Here is a 22,187-nt window from a genome sequence, read left to right on the forward strand (position 1 = left end):
TCACGCCTTGTCGAGCAGGCCGCGTTGGGCCAGGTTGCGGAAAAGAGCACGTGTTCCGAAGGTCCATTCCGGGCAGGCATCCGTGCGATCGACCCAGTTGACCAGACGACCAAGCGTTGGTGTCGCAATCTCGACGCGATCGCCAACCTCATGCGTGAAGCCTTGGCCAGCAGCACGGCGATCCTTGACCGGCGCGAACATGGTGCCGAGGAACAGAACCGCACCATCGGGGTATTGGTGGTTGCGGTTGCGCAATTGGGCAACAAGGTTCTCCGGCGCCCGGCTGATCGCTTCCATCGGACTTTCCCCCGTCATTTCAAAGCCGTCCTCGCCGCGCACGAGCAGCGAGACGCGAACCTTGCGCAGCATGTCCATCGTGAAGCTGCCATGGAAAAGCCGGACGAAGGGCCCTATCGAACACGAGGCATTATTGTCCTTCGCCTTCCCCAGGAGCAGCGCCGACCGGCCCTCGACATCTCGCAGGTTCACATCGTTGCCGAGCGTCGCGCCGATGATCTTGCCATCGGAACGAACGGCAAGAACGATTTCGGGCTCCGGATTGTTCCATTGGGAAATCGGATGAATGCCGACACTATCGCCACAGGTGACCGACGACATCGGCTGAGCCTTGGTGAAAATCTCCGCGTCGGGGCCGATCCCGACCTCCAGATATTGCGACCAGAGGCCCATGTCCTGCAGCAGTGTTTTCACCTTCGCCGCCTGCTCGGAGCCGGCGACCAGTCCCCGCAAGCTGTCGCCCAAAACGGGTGCAAGCTTCTCGCGGATGGCCTGGGCACGCCCGGCATCCCCCTTCGCCTGCTCCTCGATCACCCGCTCCAGCATGCTATCTGCGAAGGTGACACCGGCGGCCTTGACGGCTTGAAGATCAATGGGGGCGAGCAGATGACCGGCCTCGCCGGACAGGAACTGGTTGAGCGTGCCCAGAGCAGGCAGGTTCTCCTCAGCCATCAAGCGCTCGGCGAGATCTTCAAACTCGAACAGTCCGGAAACCGTGGAGGCAAGACCCGTCACGTCGTAGAGGGTGCCGTTACGCACGATTACCGGGCAAGGACCCGCGGCGGCCTTCGACCAAACCCTGCCGACCAGTACAGCCTGGGAGGAATCTTCCGGCAGAATATAGACGGATTCGAGACTTTGACGGCGCTGCAAGACGGACCTCCTCCTTGTCCTCCGGCATGAACGACCCTGTCGCCTGCCATATTGTCAGGATGTCTGACAACTCTTGATGCAAATTCATAGGGTCAGATTTGACGCCTGTCTACCCCGGACGACAGACTTGTGGACAAAGCCGCCGCGCGAACCGCGTCAGAATTGCTCGAGGCTGAGATCGATCCGGCTTGCAGCACCGTGCAGATGGGCGCGCATGGCCTCGCGTGCGCCCGCACCGTCGCGCCTGGCGATCGCGTCTCTCAGCCGGACATGTTCGGCGATGGTCACTTCAACGATTTCCTCAAGCACGGCGCGGGAGCGTGCCGCATCGATCGCCAGGCTGATGCGCTCGGCGATGAAGCCGATGAACAGCGCGAAATACTCGTTGTGTGTCGCCTCGGCGACGGCCCGGTGGAAGGCGAGATCGGCGACGATGCCCTGCTCCGTCCACTTCTCGGCCCCCGTCATGCGCGACAGCGCCTCGTCGATCTTCGCAAGATCCTCCGAGGTGTGGTGCACGGCGGCGAGCCCCGCCGCTTCGATTTCGAGTGGCACACGCAGCTGGAAAAGCGCGCGAAAGCTCTGAGGCTCGGAGAGTTCGCCATCCTTGATACGGATCGGTCTGGCCGAAGGTTCGCTGACGAAGGCACCGACACCCTGTCGAGTCTCCACCAGGCCTTCGTTCCGCAACTGCGCGATGGCCTCGCGCACGACAGAGCGGCTGACGCCGAGCGTCTTGGCCAGCACATGCTCGGTCGGCAATCGCTCGCCGGGCTTAAGACGTCCCTGGCTGATCTCGTCGGCCAATTGCGCGGCAATTCGGGCGGGCAGGTGCTCACTGCGCCTGATCTGTCCGAAATTCAACTGCCCGAGATCGATCGACATGCCCGCTGGTCTCCTTGCCACCTGCTCCGGTATTTCACGAATCCGCACTCGAATTCAATTGGCAACCGGGGTTCATGACCCCAGAGGGATCGATGGCACGCTTGATAGCAGTCAGAAGGTGCAACTGCGTGGCTGGCACACGCAAGAGAAAGTCCGATTTCTTCAGACGGCCGATGCCATGCTCGGCGCTGATCGAACCTTGGAAACCATCCAGAACATCATTCACGACACTTTTCGCCGTGTAGATCCTCTCGGCCACCTCGTCGCGGGAAAGACCCGAGGGCGGCAACACGTTGAGATGGACATTGCCGTCACCGACATGACCGTAGGAAACGCAGGTGCAATCCGGCAAGCGCGCTGCGATGGCCGCTTCAGCCTGCTCAACGAACTCCGGAAGTCGCGACAGGGGCACGGACACATCCGTTCGCAGATGCGGGCCCCTCTTGGCCTGCCCCTCGTTCATCCCCTCGCGGAAGAGCCAGAGAGAGCGGGCCTGGCTCCGCGACGTTGCGACGACGCCGTCCAGCACCAGGCCGTCCTCCAGCACGCCTTCAAGAAAGCGGTGCATCAGGTCTTCGATATCCACAAGGCCGGAACCCGAGATCTCAAGCAGCACATAGGCCGGATAATCGGCGCTCATCGGCATGGCGAGATCAGGAATTGCTTCTTGCGCGAGGGTGAAGGCGATCGGCGGCATGAACTCGAAGGCCGACATGAGGTCGCAGCAGTCGCGTCGTGCACGCCGATAGAGCGTGATCGCGTCTGACAAGGCTCCGAGCCCCAGCAAAGCCGTCGCAACCTTCTCAGCCGGCGGAGCAAGCTTGAAGGCAGCGGCGGTGACGATACCAAGCGTGCCCTCCGCCCCGATGAACAACTGTTTCAGATCGATCCCGCGATTGTCTTTGCGCAGCGTGGACAAACCTTCGAAAATCGAGCCATCCGGCAGCACCACTTCGAGACCAAGCACGAGTTCGCGCGTCATGCCGTAACGCAACACGTTGATGCCGCCTGCATTGGTCGACACATTGCCGCCGATCCGGCAGGTACCCTGCGCACCGAGCGCAAGCGGGAAGTAGAGCCCTGCATCCTCCACCTTGTCCTTGAAGTCCTGCAGGATGACGCCCGCTTCAACGACGGCGGAGAAATCATCCGCGTCGATGCGGCGGATCGCCGTCATGCGCTCGAGACTGACGACAACCTGGCTCGCCGGTGCATCGGGAATGCCCCCGAGAACCAGCCCCGTATTGCCGCCTTGCGGCACGATCGCTAACCCCAGAGAGCGGATGGTTCGAACGACAAGCGAGACCTCCTCAGTCGTTCGCGGACGGACAACCGCCACAGCGCCGGTCGTGACATCCCCATGCCAATCCCGGCAGTAGCGCTCGACTTCGGCGCCGACGACGACCATGTCAGGTCCGAGCACTTCGATGAGGCTAGGAATCGGGTTGCCCGCCATGCTCCACAAATCCTTGCCCTCAATTGCGCTTTCCATGGCCATCATCAGTCTCCCCGTCGGCCCATCTGGAGATGGACAAAGAATTCGGTTTCCACGAGAATGATATAAGGTTATCAGACAACCTTACAAATAGTTTTTGAAGAAGGCCCTTGTGCAGATGCACGCAGGGTCGAAGAATGACATGGGAGGACTTTGTCACATGCATATTCTGGTGATTGGCGCGGCCGGCATGGTCGGACGCAAGCTGGCGCAACGGCTCACACGCGATGGAGAGCTGCAGGGACGGCAGATCAAGGCGATGACGCTCGCCGATCTCGTGGCTGCAGATGCTCCCGCAGGCTTCGACGGCAGGGTGACGATCGAGACCGTTGATCTGTCTGAGCCCGCATCTGCCGAGCGCCTGATCGCATCGCGCCCCGATGTCATCTTCCATCTCGCTGCGATCGTCTCAGGGGAAGCGGAACTCGACTTCGAAAAGGGTTACAAGATCAACCTCGACGGCACCCGCTACCTGTTCGAGGCAATCCGGCTTGCGCACATGGCTGACGGCTATTGCCCCCGAGTGGTATTCACCTCATCGATCGCGGTCGTCGGTGCGCCGTTGCCTTACCCGATCCCGGACGAGTTCCACACCACGCCGCTCACCAGCTACGGCACGCAGAAGGCGATTTGCGAACTGCTGCTCTCCGACTATTCCCGAAAGGGGTATTTCGACGGAATCGGCATCCGCCTGCCGACGATCTGCATTCGCCCCGGCAAGCCGAACAAGGCAGCCTCGGGCTTCTTCTCCAACATCCTGCGCGAGCCGCTGGTCGGCCAGGAGGCCGTCTTGCCGGTGGGCGAGGATGTCCGCCACTGGCACGCCTCGCCCAGATCTGCGGTCGGCTTCCTCATCCACGGCGCAAACATCGACCTGGAAACGGTCGGCCCACGCCGCAACCTGTCGATGCCGGGCCTCAGCGCAACCGTTGGCGAGCAGATCGAAGCGCTGCGCCGCGTGGCAGGGGAGAAAGCGGTCAATCTCATCCGCCACGAGCCCGACGAGATGATCATGCGCATCTGCGCCGGCTGGGCGCCGGGCTTCGAAGCAACCCGCGCCCGCGCACTCGGCTTCACCGCCGAAAACTCTTTCGATGAAATCATTCGGGTGCATATCGAGGATGAACTGGGAGGCAAGCTTTGACGGGAACTGAAAACAGGCAGATCGCCTTTCTAGGGACCGGGCTGATGGGCGCGCCCATGGCCAGGCGCCTGCTTGAGGCAGGTTTCCTCGTCACGGTGTGGAACCGCGATAGCGGCAAGGCAGAGCCTCTGGCCGCAGCCGGTGCCAGGCTTGCAGAGAGCCCGGCAGACGCCGTCGCCGGCGCCCACGTGGTCTTCACCATGCTGTCGGATGGCTCCGTAGTCGAGGACGTGCTTTTCACCAAGGGTACGGCCGAAGCGCTGGAAAAGGGCACGGTCGTCATCGACACATCATCGATCGCACCGCCCATTGCAAAAGATCACGCAAAACGCCTCGCTGATCGCGGCGTCGCCCATGTCGATGCACCCGTATCAGGTGGCGTCGTCGGGGCGGAAGCCGGCACGCTGGCGATCATGGCGGGCGGCGATGCCGAGATCATCGAGGGCCTTGCGGAAATCTTCGCCCCGCTGGGCCGGGTCACGCATGTCGGCCCATCAGGTGCTGGCCAGATCTGCAAGCTCGCCAACCAGCAGATCGTCGCGATCACCATCGGCGCCATTGCAGAAGCCATGATGCTCGTTGAAGCCGGCGGCGCGTCGCGGGAGAAGTTCCGCGAAGCAATCCGCGGCGGCTTCGCCGAAAGCCGCATACTGGAATTGCACGGCCAGCGCATGGTCGAGCGGCGCTTCGAGCCGGGTGGCCCCTCGCGCCTGCAGTTGAAGGATCTGAATGCCGTCGCCGCCATGGCCGAGACCTTTGGCCTTGAGCTCCCACTGACATCGGAGGTTCGCCAGGCCTTCGAAGCCTTCGTTGCAGACGGTAATGGCGAACTCGACCACAGTGCCCTTCTGCTTCACCTGGAAAAAATCAACCACCGCAAAGGTGCCGCCTATGACCGAGTCTGAAACACCGAAACGCCGCCTCCGTTCCCAAGACTGGTTCGACAATCCCGATCACCTCGACATGACCGCCCTCTATCTGGAGCGCTTCATGAACTATGGCACGACGCCGGAGGAGCTGCGCTCCGGCAAGCCGATCATCGGGATCGCCCAATCGGGCTCCGACATCAATCCCTGCAACCGTCATCACCTGGATCTTGCCAAACGCGTACGCGACGGCATCCGCGACGCTGGCGGCATTCCGATCGAATTCCCGTCGCATCCGCTGTTCGAGAACTGCAAGCGACCGACGGCCGCCCTTGACCGCAACCTTGCCTATCTGGGCCTGGTCGAGTTGCTCTACGGCTATCCCTTCGACGGCGTCGTGCTGACCACCGGCTGCGACAAGACCACGCCCTCTGCCCTAATGGCTGCATCGACGGTAGACATCCCGGCGATCGTGCTCTCCGGCGGCCCGATGCTTGACGGCTGGCATGATGGCGAACTGGTGGGTTCCGGCACGGTAATCTGGCGCTCGCGTCGCAAATATGCGGCCGGTGAGATCAGCCGCGAGGAATTCCTCGAACGCGCCCTCGATTCGGCCCCCTCTCCCGGCCATTGCAACACCATGGGCACCGCTTCGACCATGAACGCGATTGCCGAGGCACTCGGCATGTCGCTCACCGGCTGCGCCGCCATTCCCGCCGCTTACCGCGAACGCGGCCAGATGGCGTATCGCACCGGCAAGCGGGCGGTAGAACTCGTTCTGGAGGATGTACGCCCCTCGGACATTCTCACCCGTGAAGCCTTTCTCAATGCCATCAGGGTCAACTCTGCCATCGGCGGATCGACCAACGCTCAGCCGCATCTGATGGCCATGGCCAAACATGCTGGCGTCGAACTCCTGCCCGAGGACTGGCAGGTTCACGGCTACGACATTCCGTTGCTCGCCAACGTTCAGCCGGCCGGCGCCTATCTCGGCGAGCGGTTCCACCGCGCCGGCGGTGTACCGGCGATCATGTGGGAGCTAATGCAGGCCGGAAAGATCGACGCAACCTGTCGCACGGTAACCGGCCGCACCATGGCCGAGAACCTGCAAGGCAGGGAGGCGACGGATCGGGAGGTGATCAAGCCCTACCTTGAGCCGATGCGTGAACGTGCGGGCTTCGTCGTGCTGAAGGGCAACCTCTTCGACTTTGCGATCATGAAGACGAGCGTCATCTCCGAGGGTTTCCGCCAACGCTACCTGCAGGAAAAGGGCCGCGAAGGCATCTTCGAGGGCCGCGCGATCGTCTTCGACGGCTCGGAGGACTACCACAAGCGCATCAACGACCCGGCCCTCGACATTGACGAAGACTGCGTTCTCGTTATTCGCGGCGCAGGCCCGCTTGGCTGGCCGGGTTCGGCCGAAGTGGTCAACATGCAGCCGCCGGATCACCTCATCAAGCGGGGCATCCTCAGCCTTCCGACGATCGGCGACGGCCGCCAGTCCGGCACGGCCGACAGCCCCTCGATCCTCAATGCATCGCCTGAAAGTGCAGCCGGCGGCGGTCTGGCCTGGGTCAGGACCGGCGATACCATCCGCATCGACCTGAATGAGGGGCGTTGCGACATGCTGGTGGGCGACGAGGAAATCGAAAGGCGCAAGGCCGAGGGCATTCCGCCCGTGCCGAAAGACGCGACACCCTGGCAGCGGCTCTATCGTCAGACAGTCACCCAGTTGGCCGATGGCGCGACGATCAAAAACGCAGAGGAATTCCGCCAGATTTCCAAGACGCCTCCGCGTCACAACCATTGAGAAGCATTTCGATTGTTAACCTCCTTTCGGAGAAACAGTCGAATAATCAAGGGCAAGACACGTTTCATCGGGAACCCTCCGACGGGAACTTCATTCTTCTGTCACAGACGATGAATGGAGATCCCGATGAAACCCTTGATAAAACTGCTGTCAGCGTCAGCGCTCGCCGCCGGGATGGTGATTGGTGGCGTCGTCCTCACGTCAGCGGCGCTCGCACCGGAAGAAGCCCCCCACAACTTCACCGGCCTTGATATCAGGGACCTCTGGACGATGGACCCCGTCCGTATCGACAGGTCCGCACAGAACCTGGAGCGTCTGCCGCCGCGCTATGCAAGCCATGTGGTGATGGTCGAACCCGACGTGGGGGCATCGGATCAGAGCGTGCAGACCGCGACCGCAGAACAGGGTTCCGAGGCTGGTGACATCGACACTCTTGTCACTGCAGCGATCGACGAAGCGACGTCCGGTTTCGGCGCCGACACGCTGCCTCCGGAGCATTTCTCCTGGTGTGAAGCGCGCTATCGTTCCTACGATCCCGTCCGCAATGCCTATCGCAGCTTCAGCGGCGACATTCGCGCTTGTGATTCACCCTATCAGGTCGAGGTCATGGCGGAGCTGGAAGAAGGCAACGCAAGGGTCATGACCGTCAGTGCCGACGGGAGCAATTCTGGTGCTGGCATGGAAGACGAAGGCCACGTCATGGCCTGCATGGAACGCTATCGCTCCTATCGTCCGAGCGACAACACCTACCAGCCTTATGGCGGCGGTCCGCGCCAGCCCTGTCAGCTGATGGCGTCGTTCTGAACCGCCTGACCCTTGGCGAGGATCAAGCCCGGCGGCGGGTTAGCCACCTGACCGCCGGCCACCTGCTCACTGATATAGGTCAGGGCATTCTGAAGGCCGTTCATCGTGTAAGGCTTCTCGATTGCCCCGATGGCGCCGACGAAATCTTCCGGTATCCGTTTGACATTCCCCGTGACGAACACGAACGGGACCTCGCGCTCAGCCAGTCGACGACCAATCTCGATTCCCGAGGGACCATCGCTTAGGTGAACATCGACGAAGGCGAATTCCGGCGTACTGGCTTCGATGATGTCGAATGCGGCATTGCGCGACGCAGCAGTGCCCACGACGACATGGCCGGCGGCCTCCACCTCAAGCTCCAGTTCCAGGGCAAGAAGCGCCTCATCCTCGACGATCATGATCTTCAAGTGTCTGTTTCCTTTGCGTCTTCGACGAGCATTGTGACCTGGACGTCGGTCCGGTAGCCTTCGACCTCCCGTCCGATCTTGGCATCCAGCTGTTTGGCACATGTCTCCAACATGAGTCTGCCAAAAGCCTCTTCCCCCGGATTGACGGAGACCGGCTTCGTCGTGTCCGTAACCCGGATCACGAAATGCCCGTTGGTCCGGCGCACCTGCAGATGGATATCGCCACCCCCATCGCTCAGTCCCCGGCGTACGGCATCCAGCACCAGTTCGTTGATGATGAGAGCGAGCGGCGAAGCTTTCACCGCTGGAACGAGCACAGGCGACAGGTCGGTCGTCACGCGGATGTCGTCGCGCTTCAAGGCGCCCACCAGATCCTCAATCAGATCCTTGGCAAAGTCCGAAACATCAAAACGCCCGAGGTCGCTGCTCGTGAACAGCTTTCGCTGCACGGTGCTCAGCGCCTCGACGCGATTGAGCACCGAAAACAAGGTTCGTTTCACGAGGTCGTCTTCGGACATTCGCGCCTGCAGCTTGACGATCGAGGCAATGGTCAAGAGGTTGTTCTTCACACGGTGGTCGACCTCATGCACCAGCAGGGTCTGGGCCTTCAGCGCTTCGGACAGGTCATGCGTCCGCCGTGCGACCTCACGTTCGGCCGATTGCCGCGCCTCTGCCAGGTCGAGCTCTTTGCTCTTGATCGTCGTGAAATCGAGCTGCGATGCAAAGAAATACACAACCTCACCGTCAGCATCCCTGACGGGGCTGACGAAAAGCGCATTCCAGAACTGGCTGCCGTCCTTGCGATAGTTGAGGATGTCGATCGCAAGGTCGCGCTCTGCCGCAATGGCCTCGCGCAGACGGGCAATCGCACCGCTGTCCGTTTCCGGTCCCTGCAGCAGACGGCAGTTACGCCCGATGAGCTCATCGGTGCTGTAGCCAGTGAGGTTCGAAAACGCCTGATTGCAGAAAATGATCGGGTTGTCGGACTGGCGCGGATCCGTGATCAGCATCGGCATTCGGGTAGCCTTGAAGGCTGCCGCGAACGGATCCTCGGATGGATGGGACGCAAGAAGGCGGTCGCCGGCGTCTTGTGCGTCGCGGCGCGAGGAGTTTTGATCAGACATTCATACCCAGTCCTGGAACAGGCCACCATCGACAACAACGGCCCCATAAAAAAGTTCCGTACGCGCTCAAAAATATTTTGGCGACTGGCGATTTTGAAATGCGAAGACTGCCCAGACCGGGCGATAAGCGGCAATAGACACTGAAACGTGTTTGTCTTATCTGACATGGCATAAGCCGTAACGGAAAGCTCAAGGCAGGCGGATATATGTCCAACGACGAGCAACAGAACTTGACACCCGGCTTTCTCAGGAATGGCGGCCAGATGGCCGAACTCATCCTGAACCATGACTGGGCGGACAGTCTCGGCCCCATCCAGGAGTGGCCCGCCGCCCTGCGCTCGGCGCTTTCCATCTGTCTGAACTCCAGCTTTCCGAGTGCCATCTATTGGGGCCCGGAAATGCGGCTCCTCTATAACGATAGCTGGGCACCCATTCCGGCAGACCGCCATCCCTGGGCTTTGGGCCGACCGGCTGCCGAAGTATGGTCGGACATCTGGGAGGTTGTCGGACCGCAGTTCGATTCCGTCATGGCGACGGGGATCGGGCTTTCGACTTATGACCAGCTCCTGCCCATCATGCGCAACGGTGTGCAGACCGAGACTTATTGGAATTACAGCTTCACCCCGATCCGTGACGAATTCGGAGCGATCTGCGGCATCTTCAACCAGGGCAACGAAACGACGGCTGCAGTGTTGGCACGTCGGCAGGCGCAAGAAGAGATTGTCCGGCTAGGTCGCCTCTTTGCTCAGGCACCGGCTGCGATCGCCATCTTGGAAGGGCCTTCGCATATCTTCAAGCTGGTAAACCCTGCATACGAAGCGCTGGTTCAGCGTTCAGATCTTGTCGGCCGCCCGGTCGCGGATGCACTGCCGGAAGTCCAGGATCAAGGCTTCATCAGCTTGCTCGATACGGTGTACACGACGCAAAAGCCCTATCAGGGCAAGTCCGTCCCGATCGAGTTGGTATCGCCTGAGGGCGAAAGACAGGCCCGCTATCTCGACTTTGTCTATCAGCCTGTCATTGATGCCACTGGCCAGTCAGTTGGCATCTTCGTCCAAGCGTCTGATGTCACCGAAGCAGCAACGGCCATGGCCGCTCTCCGGGACAGTGAACAGCGTTTCGAAGCCATCGTGAACTCGATCGACCAGATGATCTGGTCGACACGACCGGACGGTTACCACGACTACTTCAACCAGCGTTGGTACGAATACACAGGCGTCAGCGAGGGCTTCACCGACGGCTCGGAATGGGAGAATGTCTTTCACCCCGATGACCGGACAGAAACCCGCGCGAAGTGGCTCCATAGCCTCGAGACAGGTGAACCCTATCACGTGGAGTACCGTCTTCGGCATCGCAGCGGTGTCTATCGCTGGGTCATCGGGCGCGCTCAATGTGTGCGCGACAAGAACGGCGAGATCAGCCGCTGGTATGGCACCTGCACGGATATTCACGATCTCAAGGTGGCCGAAGAAGCACGTCAGCTTCTGCTGCGGGAGCTCAACCATCGCGTCAAGAACCTCTTCGCTATAACTGCAGGCATGATCAACATGACCGCGCGCTCATCGCCGTCGGTCGGCGAGATGGCAAAATCACTGCACGGTCGCCTGCAGGCCCTGGCGAAGGCGCATCACCTGATCCAGCCGGCCATCATTGCCGGATCATCAGTTGCGGAAACCGTTGCATTCCATACACTTCTGGAAGAAATCCTGTCCCCGCACCTGGCGGATCGCGACAGACAAGTCACCCTGAAAGGTCCGGAAATACTCCTCGGGCCACATGCGTCAACGAGCTTTGCCCTGATCTTTCACGAGCTAGCGACCAATGCGGCAAAGTATGGCCCCTTCCGCGACGCGGAGGGACGACTGGATGTGCGATGGCGGATGGACAAGGATGCGCTGCATCTGGAATGGCAGGAGAATGTCGCTCTGCCCGAGATCAAGGCTCCCAGCCAGGAAGGCTTCGGCAGCAAGCTGGCACGAACCAGTGCTATCCATCAACTCGGCGGAAGCATCGATTTTGAGTGGCTGCCGGCTGGCGTGAACATTGCCCTCACTGCAGCAGGGGAACGGCTCGGCAGATAGCGCGCTTCGAGATCGTTCAAACAAAAAGAGCGCCCACGATGGGGCGCTCAGAAACATGCATCTGGGCTATTCGCCCTCACCCGAGCGCCTTATCGGCACCCTTTGTCTCGCGGCCAATCAGTAGCGCGGGAAATCGGCAGGGTTGATGCCGAGTGTCTTCAGGTGGTGATCCTTCGGACGACGATGCCCTTCGACAGCAGCCGCTGCGGAGCTTGCTGCACCGAGAACGGCGATGGCACGACCGAGGAAACCCTGCTGGATGGACTTGCGGAGGCTAGACATTTCTTTGCTCGCTTTCTTCGTTTGCAAGCAGAAGATGATACTCCGAAGGCCAGATTACAATGGACGGAAAGTCACGACAGCCATGCAACCGATGCAGGCCGAGTTAATCGGATCCTGCATCGGCACATGGCAATTGAGGCATCAGTCTTCGCTGGCGGCAACCTGTGCCAGCACCTGGCCCCTACCCCGCGCCCGAAGGATCATCGGGACAACCAGCGCAATGGCGGCGAGCGCCAGCAGGATCGCTGCGATCGGAGACGTGACCAGCACGGTCGGATCGCCCTGGCTGATCGACAAGGCCCGGCGCAGCTGCTGCTCGGCCATCGGACCCAGGATCAGACCGACGATCACAGGCGCGATCGGATAACCGAAGACACGCATGACATAGCCGAGCACACCGAAGGTCAAAAGCAGACCGAGTTCGAACACCGACGGATTGGCGCCAATCGTGCCAAGCGTGGCAAATACGAGAATGCCGGAATAGAGCCAGGGCTTTGGAATGGTCAGGAGCCGCACCCAGAGGCCAATCAGCGGCAGGTTCAACACAAGCAGCATGAAGTTGGCGATCAACAGCGAGGCGATCAGACCCCAGACGAGCTGCGGATTGGTCGCAAACAACAGCGGGCCCGGCTGCAGGCCAAACTGCTGGAAACCTGCAAGCATGATCGCAGCAGTAGCCGTGGTCGGCAGGCCGAGCGTCAACAGCGGAACCAGTGTTCCGGCAGCCGAGGCATTGTTGGCCGCTTCTGGCCCGGCGACGCCCTCGATCGCACCTTTGCCGAACTCTTCCGGATGCTTGGAGAACTGCTTCTCCGTCGAATAGGAGAGAAAACTCGACACGTCAGCACCACCGGCAGGCATGGCGCCAATCGGGAAACCGATCGCCGTACCGCGAAGCCAGGGCTTCCAGGAGCGGCTCCAATCGGACTTGTTCATCCAGAGCGAACCACGCACCGCCTCGACCTTCTCAGGCGCCCGCGCACCTTGCGCGGCCACGTAGAGCGTCTCGCCGATGGCGAACATCGCAACCGCAAGCGTGGTGACCTCGAGGCCGTCGAGCAGATCCGGCACGCCGAAACTCAGTCGCGTCTGGCCAGTCAGCTGATCGATACCGACGATCGAGAAGGCGAGGCCGACAAAGAGCGCGGTGAGACCACGCAAAGTCGAATCCCCGAATGCTGCCGAGACGGTGACGAAGGCGAGCATCATCAGTGCGAAGTATTCCCGCGGACCGAAGGACAGGGCGAATTTCACGACATAGGGCGCAATGAAAGCAAGTGCTATGGTTGCCAGAAGGCCGGCAACGAAGGAGCCGATCGCGGCCGTGGCAAGGGCCGGCCCGCCGCGGCCCGCGCGGGCCATCTTGTTGCCTTCGAGCGCTGTCACGATTGATGCGCTCTCGCCTGGCGTGTTGAGCAGGATCGACGTCGTCGAGCCGCCATACATGCCGCCGTAATAGATGCCGGCGAACATGATCAGCGATCCGGCCGGATCGAGCTGGTAGGTCACCGGCAGCAGGAGCGCGACGGTGAGCGCAGGACCGATGCCCGGCAGGACGCCGACGAGCGTGCCAAGCGTAACACCGATGAGCGCGTAGAACAGGTTGATCGGCTGAGCGGCGATCGCCAGCCCCTGGAGAAGGAAATCAAACGTATTCACGGGGTTCCCCTCAGAAGAACAGCCGTTCGAGTGGACCCGCCGGCAAGGACAGTTGCAGGAAGCGCGCGAAGAGGATCCACACGACGAACGAGAGAGCTATGCCTGCGGGCAGCGAGATCCAGAACTGCTTTTTGCCGAAGCCGGCCGCGGTAAGAGCGAACAGCACACCTGTTGCAAGCGAGAAGCCCAGCGTTTTCAGGAGCAGCATCTGCGCTGCGAGCCCGGCCACGATGAAAAGCACAGGCGGTAGCTCCTGGTGCTCGCGCTCGGGAAAATCACGGCGTATGGCAGCGAACACAGTCCAGATGCCAAGGCCGATCAGACCGATGGCAATGCCCTTTGGCACCGTCGCTGGACCAATCCCGGAATAGATGTTTCCGCCTTGCAGACGGGCGACATCGTAGAAGATAAGGCCCGCCACGGCGACAAGCACCGCGGCAATGGCCAGCGCCGCCCAATCTGGGCGACGCGTACGATGTCCGGAAGAACGATCTTCCGTGCTCATTTCACCAGACCGATGTCTTTGAGAATGGTCTCGGTGGCAGCGATGTCCTTGGCGAGCTGCTCTTCGAAGGCAGCGCCAGCAAGGTAGGTGTCCTGCCAGTTCTTGGTCTTCAGCGTTTCCTGCCAGCCGGCCGACTTTGCGAGCTTTTCGACGTCTGCCGAGACGGCCGCCTTCTGCTCGTCGGTCAGGCCCGGAGCGGCAGCAACCATGCGCCAGTTCTGCAGAACCACATCAAGGCCGCTTTCCTTCAGTGTCGGAGCGTCCGCACCTTCGATGCGCTCGGCGCTGGAGACGGCCAGCAGACGAAGCGTGCCTGCAGCGACCTGTGCCTGGAACTCGCCGTAGCTGGAGATGCCAACGGTGACCTGACCACCGAGGATGGCAGCAAGCGCTTCACCACCGCCGGAATAGGCGATGTAGTTGATCTTGGTCGGGTCCACGCCGGCAGCCTTGGCGATCAGGCCGGCACCAATGTGGTCAACGCCGCCAGCCGAACCGCCAGCCCAGGATACGGCGCCGGGATCGGCCTTCAGCTTTTCGACGAGCTGGCCGATGTTCTGGATCTCGGAATTGGCGGGAACGACGATGGCCTCATACTCGCCGGTCAGGCGCGCAATCGGGGTAACGTCCGCCAGAGTAACCGGCGACTGGTTGGTCAGGATCGCACCGACCATGACGTAACCACCGACGATCAGGGCGTTTGCATTGCCCTTCTGCTGGCTGGCGAACTGGGCGAGACCGATGGTGCCGCCGGCGCCGGGAACGTTCACGACCTGAACATTGCCGGAAATGCCTTCAGCCTGCATGACCTGCTGCAGCGAGCGGGCCGTCTGGTCCCAGCCGCCGCCAGGCGCTGCAGGAGCCATGATCGTATAGTCCGCAGCCGCAGCCGGAAGGGCGAGAGCGCCTGCAAGGAACGAAGCCAGGAAAAAGTGTTTCAAGATAGTCCTCCACCATCAATGCGGTCATTGCCGCTTACGAATGATCTGTGGGGAGAGCGCAGATGCGCAGCATGCGGACGACGCCGCTTCAGGCCGTGACCTGCTCCTCCCAGTCCCACCTGTCCCGCCTCCACGGGAAGATGTAACCATAGACCTAGCAGCGAAACCTGTCACCCACCTGTCATCGCCACGGACCTTGACTGAAAGCGGTCGTTGGCGGGGATAGCGTCAGGGCTGACTTACGCTCAGGACACGCGTGCCTGATCATTGAGATCGCGAACGAGCCTCTGATGAGTGCGCAACTCTGTCAGGACCTCTCCAAACCGCACCAGGCCGCGGCCGGCCAGCATGTCCTTCAGCTTGATGAAGACGTCGGCGGTCGCAATCGCATCGCCCAGCGCAGTGTGTCGGTCTTCTTCATCGATGTGCACGCCCAGTCTGTCGGCGAGAGCATCGAGCGTATGTGTTTCGGCGCGGCCGAAGGCGGTGGCTGACACCAGCACCGTATCCAGGATCGGGTTCGTGAAGCGCAGCCCGACTTCCTTCTCCCGCCGCGTGAGGAACTCCATGTCGAATGGCGCATTGTGTGCCACGAGCACAGCACCTTCGGCGAAGCGGTGAAACTGGCGCACGGCCTCCTGCACATTGACGGCATCTGCGACCATCGCCTCGGTCACACCATGGATTGCGGATGCGGACGGCGGTATCGGCCGCCCCGGATTGACGAGCAGGTCGAAAACCTCGTTCTTGACGCGCTTTCCATTGACGATGCGGACGGCCGCGATCTGGACGATTTCATCGCCCTGTTCCGGCAGCAACCCCGTTGTTTCCGTATCGAAGACCACATAGGTCAGGCTATCGAGCCGCGCGTCGGACAGTTTCTCGTAGTGCAGGCGCGAGAGCAGATCGAAATCGTAGACGACATGCCGCGACACGTCCGCCCCGACCGGTCGCAGCCGCTCGATCGGCCGCAGCCGGGTCGAGATCGACGGCGCGTCATCATCGGCCCCAACGACCAGAACGATGCCGTGGGTCCTGAGTATCGTCTCACAGGTCACCCCACCGTCGAAGACCGGCTCTCCCAGCCATTCATCCACGCTTTCGGGCGACACGGCGCCGCCCTTCCAGGACAAGGTAAGATCGGCAGCCCCCTGGGCCTCGCTAACCGCAAGATGAAAATGGGCAGCAGCAGTCGCCTTGCTGACCCGGGAAACGAGGTGTCCCAGGAGACTGACGATATCGAAGGCATTGCAGCGGACGGCAATTTCGGCGACCTCGGCGTCGAGCGTGAGCTTCTGCCCCTCAAGGTCACGGCGGAGTTGGCCGGCGAGCTCCCTCACATCCGTCGGCGCCATTGGCCAACCATCGGATCGACAGCGTTCAAAGCGGGCTTCGAGATCCGCGAGCGTCGCATCCAGCGCCTGAAGCTGCACCGAAACAGGGGCATCGCCTCCTGTGCCGGGCCCATGCGAGACAAGTGCATGGCGCAGGTCAGAGACGATGGGCCTGACCTGCAGGAACACGTCACCGAGAAGAGCGTCACGCCGGGCATAGGCCGCAACCTCCGTCGTCACATCGCGAAGGGTCATGACATAGGCCGCCTGATCGCCGCCGTTGTCGCTGGCAAGCCTCATGCGCCCGGCGAGCCTGCGCCGACCGCAGGGGCTGAGACAGATGAACTCGACCACCGTGTCCGGATCCGAGCTTTCCAGAAGCCGGTGATGCGCGTCACGGATCGGCCCGTCGCTCAGATAGTCAAAGATATTGCGATCAAGACAGACCGGGCGCTGCGAGCCCGTCAGCATCTGCTGCGCCACCCCGTTGTAGAAGACGAGATGATGTCGGCCCGTACAGAGAAGAACGGCAGGCGGCACGTCGGCGAGCAGCTGTTCGAGCTTGTTCTTGTCGGACGACAGACGCGTGGTCTCCCGCTGCACCTGTTCCGCCAGGGCGCCCCGCGTCTGCGCAAGGGTCGCTGCGGTTGCGGAGGCGGCATCGGCAAGATCGCCAAGATAGCGCGCTTCCTCTGCCTGAAAGTCATTGCCCACATCGGCATGCGCCCGGGCACGCATGGCCGATGCCACCTTGTCGATGGGACGGGCGAGATGGGTGTCGAAGAGGAACCAGACCCAGGTGATCAGAGCGAGGATCAGAAAGCCGGCAGCGATAGCACTCTGCACGAAGGCGTTCAGCATGTCCGGGCTGCCTTCGCGGTGGTAGCCGAACCACAGACCGACGGCCAAAGCCGCAACAGCACCGACAGCCAGCCCCACGAAGAAGAGCAGGATACGTCCGCGCAGGCTGATCCTGGTCACCATGATCCCCTCATCCGGCCGAACATGCAATTTTCAAGGCCGCATCGTCAGGTTCCAGCTTGATCCACTCTGCCCCCATGAGACTCCCATCATCCGCAATGCTGACATTCCCATCGACCAGATCGGCGCGCCGCGCATTCTGGCAGTCAAAAACCACTCTGACCGGCGTAACCGGCTGCCAACGGGCCAACAGCAGAATGTCAATCATGACCAGACCCGGCTGGTTCGGATTCCGCTTGGCAGACTTCAGATCAACGGCTGTGAAACGCGTGGTCACAGGCTCGATATAGGACCAGGGGCGCCAGAACGCCGTCTGCTCGTTTTTCCAGGAGACCGCGAGACCGGGCAAGGCGATGTTCATACGATCGAACCAGCTGTACTCGCTCCAGATCGAATAGCTCAACATGCCGAGGCCAGCCATGGCCGGGACGATCCACTTAGGCAGCAAACCCCGGCTTATCCAGCGCAGCAGCATCGCCACACCGGCCAGAGCAACACCGGTCACCACCGCGGCGATCAACTCAAACAGCATTCTTCATTCCTTCAGACGGGCGCCCGTCCGCCATTGGCGAGCGCCGATTGCATGGTTCTGACGACGACGAAGGCATCGCGAAGATGCGAGCGCTCGAAATCACCGAAATCGTAGGGTGCCAGAAAGTTATCCGGCTTGCGACCGTCGCGCACCTGCCGAACCTGGTTGCGCAGGCGCATGTCCGCGATGAGATCGTAGGCTGCAACGAGATCCCGGGCTCCGGCACCGGAGATGATACCCGCTTCTTCCGCCGCAAGCAGCCGCGCTCGCGTATTCACCGGGGCAAGTTTGCCGATCAGCGAATAGACGCGTCCGAGATCGACAACTGGAACCACACCATTGTGCTTCATGTCGATCTGGTTGCGGTGCTCGCCGCTGCGGATCGTGGCAAAGCCCCTGAGAAGTCCAAGCGGCGGCGCGTGCTTCAACGAGTTGCTGATCATGTGGGCGGTGAAGATCGAGTTGCGGCTCGCCTCTTCGAGAGTTTCCGCCTGAAGATCCTGAAAGAGTGACGACGCACCGCAGATCGGCCTCAGATCGAACATCACACTGGCCAGCATCTGCGCGGTCGGATCGGGCTTGTAGATCCAGTCGCGGAAATAGTTTCGCCAGACCGAAACCGGCTGGCACCAACGCGGATTGGTCGCCATCATGTCGCCCGGACAATAGAAGTATCCGCAGATGTCGAGACCACGGCTGACTTTGGCGGCCAGTTGCTGGAACCAGGGCATTTCCTCCGGTTCGACGCCGTCTTCGATGAAGATGCAATTATCCTGGTCGCTGACGCCACTCTGCTCCTGCCGCCCCTGACTGCCGCAGGCAAGCCAGACATAGGGAACAGGAGGCGGTCCAAGCTCCCGCTCCGCCAGCATGATCAGCCGGCGAGTGACGCTATCGGCGATATCGGTAATCAGCCGAGTCACCACCTCATGGGCGTTGTTGCTGCCGACGAGCTGAACGAGCAGCTGCGGGATGCGTGTCGTGATCGCACGCATCGCCTCCGGCGTTTCAGCCGTCGCGATGTCCCGGATCAGCTGCGCCGAGCTTATCGCATGGAAGCGAATGAGATCGGTCTGTGTGATCATTCCCACCAGCCGCTCACCCTCGACGACGGGAAGATGGCCGACACGCCGCTCGAGCATCAGATGCAGGATGTCGGAGCCCAACGCCTCTCCGGGCAATCCGACCGGGTCGGCAGTCATCACCGCAGATACCGGGGTCGCGTCAGGGTCGAGCCCCTCCGCAAGCACGCGCCCCGCAAGGTCTCGGGTGGTGAGGATACCGAGAAAGCGCCCGCCATCGACGACGCCGAGGCTCGAGACATGCCGCTCCCGCATGAGGGCGGCAGCCGAGCGCACCGTATCGGTCGGCGCACAGACGATAGGGGGTCGCGACATCAACTCGCTGACCTTCTGGATGGCCATGTCGCCGCGCCGGCTATCGGCAAACCGGCCGCGCGTGAAGAAGCGGGCGAATACCGGCTGTTCCTGCATCAGGCGGCGGAACTCGTCCGTCGGCAGCATCAGCAGCGCGCAGTCGCCGCGGGCCGTTGCCGTCGTTGCCGCAAAGCCGTCGGCCAACAGGCCGCGTTCGCCGAAGGAGTTGCGAGGCGCGAGCTCGGAGACCACCGTATTGGTGGCATCCATGATTTCCACGGCCCCGTCCATGATGAGGAATATGCCGGGCAGCGGAGAGCCGCGGTGATAGATTTCGGCACCGGCCGAAAAGGAAAACTCTTGGAAGCGGGTCGAGACCCGTTCGATCTCGTCTCTCGGGAGACTGTCGTAAGGATGGACCGTCTCGAGGAATGCCAGCACGTCGGATTGTGCCTGGATCATCGGATTTGCCCTCATGCGGCACGACCGTGCCCTGGCTGTTTGAGGGACAGGAGGGGCGATATGCTCGCCCCTCCCGGTTGATCGGTATCAGTGACCAGTCGCCTGACCCGCACCGCGCGGAACGCGGATGGATTCGACGAGATCCTGTACATGCTTCGGCGGAGCCTGGGTCATCATCGACACGATATAGGCCGTGGCGAAGTTGAGCAGTGCACCGATCGGGCCGAACGCCGTCGGCGGGATGCCGAAGATGTAGTTGGCCGGAACGTTCTCCATCATGTTGGTGCCTGCAATGAAGAACCAGCCCAGATAGGTGAACAGGTACAAGCAGGTGACCACGAGGCCGACGATCATGCCGAGCGTGGCGCCGACCGAGTTGATGCGCTTCGAGAAGATGCCCATCATCAGAGCCGGGAAGATCGTTGCAGCCGCCAGACCGAAGGCGAGAGCAACCGTTTGTGCCGCGAAGCCCGGTGGGTTGAGACCCAGAAGCGTTGCGACCAGAATTGCACCAGCCATCGCGATACGGGCAGCCAGAAGCTCGCCCTTTTCGGAGATATCAGGCTTCAGGAAGTCCTTGATCAGGTCGTGGCTGATCGCAGACGAGATGGCGAGAAGCAGACCGGCCGCAGTCGACAGAGCGGCTGCAAGACCGCCGGCAGCGATGAGAGCGATAACCCAGCCCGGCAGCTGTGCGATTTCCGGATTGGCGAGAACGAGGATGTCGTTGTTGATCGTCAGCTCGTTGCCCGTCCAGCCACGCTCGGCAGCCGTGGCGGCAAAGCCTTCGGACTTGTCGTTGTAGTACTGGATACGGCCGTCGCCATTCTTATCTTCAAACTTCAGAAGACCCGTGACTTCCCAGTTGCGCATCCAGTCCGGACGCTCGTCGTAAAGGACAGCCTCCTGCTGCGTGCCGCCGGGGAAGATCGTGTCGATGATGTTCAGGCGTGCCATGGCGCCAACAGCCGGAGCCGTCAGATAGAGAAGGGCGATGAAGACGAGCGCCCAACCGGCAGACCAACGGGCATCCGAGACCTTCGGAACGGTGAAGAAGCGGATGATGACGTGCGGCAGACCGGCGGTGCCGATCATCAACGACAGCGTGAACAGGGTCATGTTCAGCATGGAGCCCTGAGCAGTGTAGGCGTTGAAGCCGAGGTCGGTGACGACCTGGTCAAGCTTCTGCAAGAGCGGCAGTGCCGATTCCGTATGCGTGCCAAAGAGGCCGAACCACGGGATCGGGTTGCCGGTCAGCTGCAGCGAAATGAAGATCGCCGGAATGGTATAGGCGATGATCAGAACGATGTACTGGGCGACCTGCGTATAGGTGATGCCCTTCATCCCGCCGAGAACGGCGTAGCAGAAAACAACGGCAGACGCGATCCACAGACCGGTCGAGACGTTGACTTCCAGGAAGCGCGAGAAGGCGACGCCGGCACCGGTCATCTGACCGATAACGTAGGTCACCGAGATGATGATCAGGCAGACGACAGCCGTAAGGCGCGCGCCCTGGCTGTAGAAGCGGTCACCGATGAACTGCGGAACGGTGTATTTGCCGAACTTACGCAGGTAGGGAGCAAGCAGGAGCGCGAGCAGAACGTAACCGCCGGTCCAGCCCATAAGGAAGGTGGAGTTGCCGTAGCCGACAGTGGCGATCAGGCCAGCCATCGAGATAAAGGAAGCCGCCGACATCCAGTCGGCTGCAGTGGCCATGCCGTTCATGACCGGGTTGACGCCGCGGTTTGCAGCGTAAAACTCGGCCGTGGTCCCGGCGCGAGCCCAGATGGCAATGCCGATGTAGAGCGCAAAGGACGCGCCTACGATCAGCAGATTAAGTGTATACTGATCCATTGTTGGTCCGCCTTACTGCTCGTCGACGCCGAATTCGCGGTCGATCTTGTTCATGTACGCCGAGTAGCCGAAAATCAGCGCGATGAAGACGATGATCGAGCCTTGCTGGGCGAACCAGAAGCCGAGATCGGTTCCACCGACGGCGATGCCGGACAGAGCCGGGCGGAGCAGGATACCGAATCCGTAGGATACGATGGCCCAGATCGCCAGGCAGATGTAGATGATGCGAACGTTCGCTGACCAGTAAGCGTTAGACGAAGATTTATCCGTCACGAGTACTCCTCCCTTTCCTCGATGAGACGTCCCCCGGGACGCCCCTTGCCTCCACGTCGATTCCGCCAATCCTTGTCCCAAGGCGGAATAGACAATTGTTTAGGAGTAACGAATCCCCCGGAGATCGTACATTCTCCGTTAGTCGCAGGAGTCACTGTATTGCCGGAGCGCTTGCTGCATTGCAGCAAGAATTGAGACGGAA

General features: G+C 61.3%; 19 protein-coding genes. 5 read left to right on the top strand and 14 right to left on the bottom strand.

Annotated features, from left to right (window positions below; genetic code table 11):
- From GH983_RS17290 to GH983_RS17300, 3 genes are all read right to left on the bottom strand, one after another.
- Nucleotides 1-1,170: a fumarylacetoacetate hydrolase family protein gene (locus GH983_RS17290; RefSeq protein ID WP_153763061.1), complete on the bottom strand. Its 1,170-nt coding sequence runs from the start codon at nucleotides 1,168-1,170 to the stop codon at nucleotides 1-3.
- Between the two features lie 156 nt (nucleotides 1,171-1,326).
- Nucleotides 1,327-2,055 carry a FadR/GntR family transcriptional regulator gene (locus GH983_RS17295; protein ID WP_054148568.1) on the bottom strand — a complete coding sequence of 243 codons (729 nt, stop codon included), beginning with the start codon at nucleotides 2,053-2,055 and terminating at the stop codon, nucleotides 1,327-1,329.
- Between the two features lie 34 nt (nucleotides 2,056-2,089).
- Nucleotides 2,090-3,547 carry an FAD-binding oxidoreductase gene (locus tag GH983_RS17300; protein WP_371418366.1) on the bottom strand — a complete coding sequence of 486 codons (1,458 nt, stop codon included), beginning with the start codon at nucleotides 3,545-3,547 and terminating at the stop codon, nucleotides 2,090-2,092.
- 163 nt (nucleotides 3,548-3,710) lie between these two features.
- Between GH983_RS17300 and denD the strand changes: the two genes are divergently transcribed.
- The 4 genes from denD to GH983_RS17320 all read left to right on the top strand — a co-directional run bounded on the left by denD (nucleotide 3,711) and on the right by GH983_RS17320 (nucleotide 8,174).
- Nucleotides 3,711-4,694, top strand: coding sequence for a D-erythronate dehydrogenase (denD, locus tag GH983_RS17305; RefSeq protein ID WP_153763062.1), 984 nt, complete (start codon nucleotides 3,711-3,713; stop codon nucleotides 4,692-4,694).
- 44 nt (nucleotides 4,695-4,738) lie between these two features.
- Nucleotides 4,739-5,599: an NAD(P)-dependent oxidoreductase gene (locus GH983_RS17310; RefSeq protein WP_246727582.1), complete on the top strand. Its 861-nt coding sequence runs from the start codon at nucleotides 4,739-4,741 to the stop codon at nucleotides 5,597-5,599.
- Nucleotides 5,586-7,370: an IlvD/Edd family dehydratase gene (locus tag GH983_RS17315; protein WP_153763064.1), complete on the top strand. Its 1,785-nt coding sequence runs from the start codon at nucleotides 5,586-5,588 to the stop codon at nucleotides 7,368-7,370. The genes GH983_RS17310 and GH983_RS17315 overlap by 14 nt, the downstream gene beginning before the upstream one ends.
- 126 nt (nucleotides 7,371-7,496) lie before the next feature.
- Entirely contained in the window at nucleotides 7,497-8,174 is a 678-nt protein-coding gene (locus tag GH983_RS17320) for a BA14K family protein (RefSeq protein WP_194842743.1), read from the top strand.
- Here the strand turns inward: GH983_RS17320 and GH983_RS17325 are convergent.
- The gene (locus tag GH983_RS17325; RefSeq protein WP_153763066.1) at nucleotides 8,153-8,581 is read right to left on the bottom strand and encodes a response regulator; all 429 of its coding nucleotides are present in this window, start codon (nucleotides 8,579-8,581) and stop codon (nucleotides 8,153-8,155) included. The genes GH983_RS17320 and GH983_RS17325 overlap by 22 nt on opposite strands.
- Nucleotides 8,578-9,705 carry a PAS domain-containing protein gene (locus GH983_RS17330; protein ID WP_153763067.1) on the bottom strand — a complete coding sequence of 376 codons (1,128 nt, stop codon included), beginning with the start codon at nucleotides 9,703-9,705 and terminating at the stop codon, nucleotides 8,578-8,580. Before GH983_RS17330 ends, GH983_RS17325 begins: the two co-directional genes overlap by 4 nt.
- 263 nt (nucleotides 9,706-9,968) lie before the next feature.
- Between GH983_RS17330 and GH983_RS17335 the strand changes: the two genes are divergently transcribed.
- Nucleotides 9,969-11,786 (top strand): sensor histidine kinase, encoded by a 1,818-nt coding sequence (locus GH983_RS17335; RefSeq protein WP_153763068.1) that lies wholly within the window; start codon nucleotides 9,969-9,971, stop codon nucleotides 11,784-11,786.
- A gap of 117 nt (nucleotides 11,787-11,903) precedes the next feature.
- On the opposite strand, the gene GH983_RS24145 is transcribed toward GH983_RS17335, so the two are convergent.
- The 9 genes from GH983_RS24145 to GH983_RS17375 form a co-directional block, all read right to left on the bottom strand.
- The gene (locus tag GH983_RS24145) at nucleotides 11,904-12,068 is read right to left on the bottom strand and encodes a hypothetical protein (RefSeq protein WP_166601365.1); all 165 of its coding nucleotides are present in this window, start codon (nucleotides 12,066-12,068) and stop codon (nucleotides 11,904-11,906) included.
- Between the two features lie 141 nt (nucleotides 12,069-12,209).
- Nucleotides 12,210-13,727, bottom strand: a complete 1,518-nt coding sequence (locus tag GH983_RS17340) for a tripartite tricarboxylate transporter permease (protein WP_054148563.1) — start codon at nucleotides 13,725-13,727, stop codon at nucleotides 12,210-12,212.
- Between the two features lie 10 nt (nucleotides 13,728-13,737).
- On the bottom strand, nucleotides 13,738-14,232 hold the full coding sequence (locus GH983_RS17345; RefSeq protein WP_054148562.1) for a tripartite tricarboxylate transporter TctB family protein: 495 nt from the start codon (nucleotides 14,230-14,232) through the stop codon (nucleotides 13,738-13,740).
- Entirely contained in the window at nucleotides 14,229-15,173 is a 945-nt protein-coding gene (locus GH983_RS17350) for a tripartite tricarboxylate transporter substrate binding protein (RefSeq protein WP_054148561.1), read from the bottom strand. The genes GH983_RS17345 and GH983_RS17350 overlap by 4 nt, the downstream gene beginning before the upstream one ends.
- Before the next feature lie 245 nt (nucleotides 15,174-15,418).
- Nucleotides 15,419-17,491 (bottom strand): exonuclease domain-containing protein, encoded by a 2,073-nt coding sequence (locus GH983_RS17355; RefSeq protein WP_153763069.1) that lies wholly within the window; start codon nucleotides 17,489-17,491, stop codon nucleotides 15,419-15,421.
- Nucleotides 17,492-17,498: 7 nt separating this feature from the next.
- A complete protein-coding gene (locus tag GH983_RS17360) occupies nucleotides 17,499-18,020 on the bottom strand; it encodes a hypothetical protein (protein WP_153763070.1) in 522 nt (173 codons plus the stop codon).
- An 11-nt stretch (nucleotides 18,021-18,031) separates the two neighbouring features.
- Nucleotides 18,032-19,858 (bottom strand): DUF294 nucleotidyltransferase-like domain-containing protein, encoded by a 1,827-nt coding sequence (locus tag GH983_RS17365; protein WP_153763071.1) that lies wholly within the window; start codon nucleotides 19,856-19,858, stop codon nucleotides 18,032-18,034.
- Between the two features lie 87 nt (nucleotides 19,859-19,945).
- Nucleotides 19,946-21,712 carry a sodium:solute symporter family protein gene (locus GH983_RS17370; protein WP_054148557.1) on the bottom strand — a complete coding sequence of 589 codons (1,767 nt, stop codon included), beginning with the start codon at nucleotides 21,710-21,712 and terminating at the stop codon, nucleotides 19,946-19,948.
- Between the two features lie 12 nt (nucleotides 21,713-21,724).
- A complete protein-coding gene (locus GH983_RS17375; RefSeq protein WP_054148556.1) occupies nucleotides 21,725-21,985 on the bottom strand; it encodes a DUF4212 domain-containing protein in 261 nt (86 codons plus the stop codon).
- Nucleotides 21,986-22,187 lie beyond the last annotated feature (202 nt).

The sequence above is a fragment of the Agrobacterium sp. MA01 genome, from assembly GCF_009650195.1.
GTDB lineage: Bacteria > Pseudomonadota > Alphaproteobacteria > Rhizobiales > Rhizobiaceae > Allorhizobium.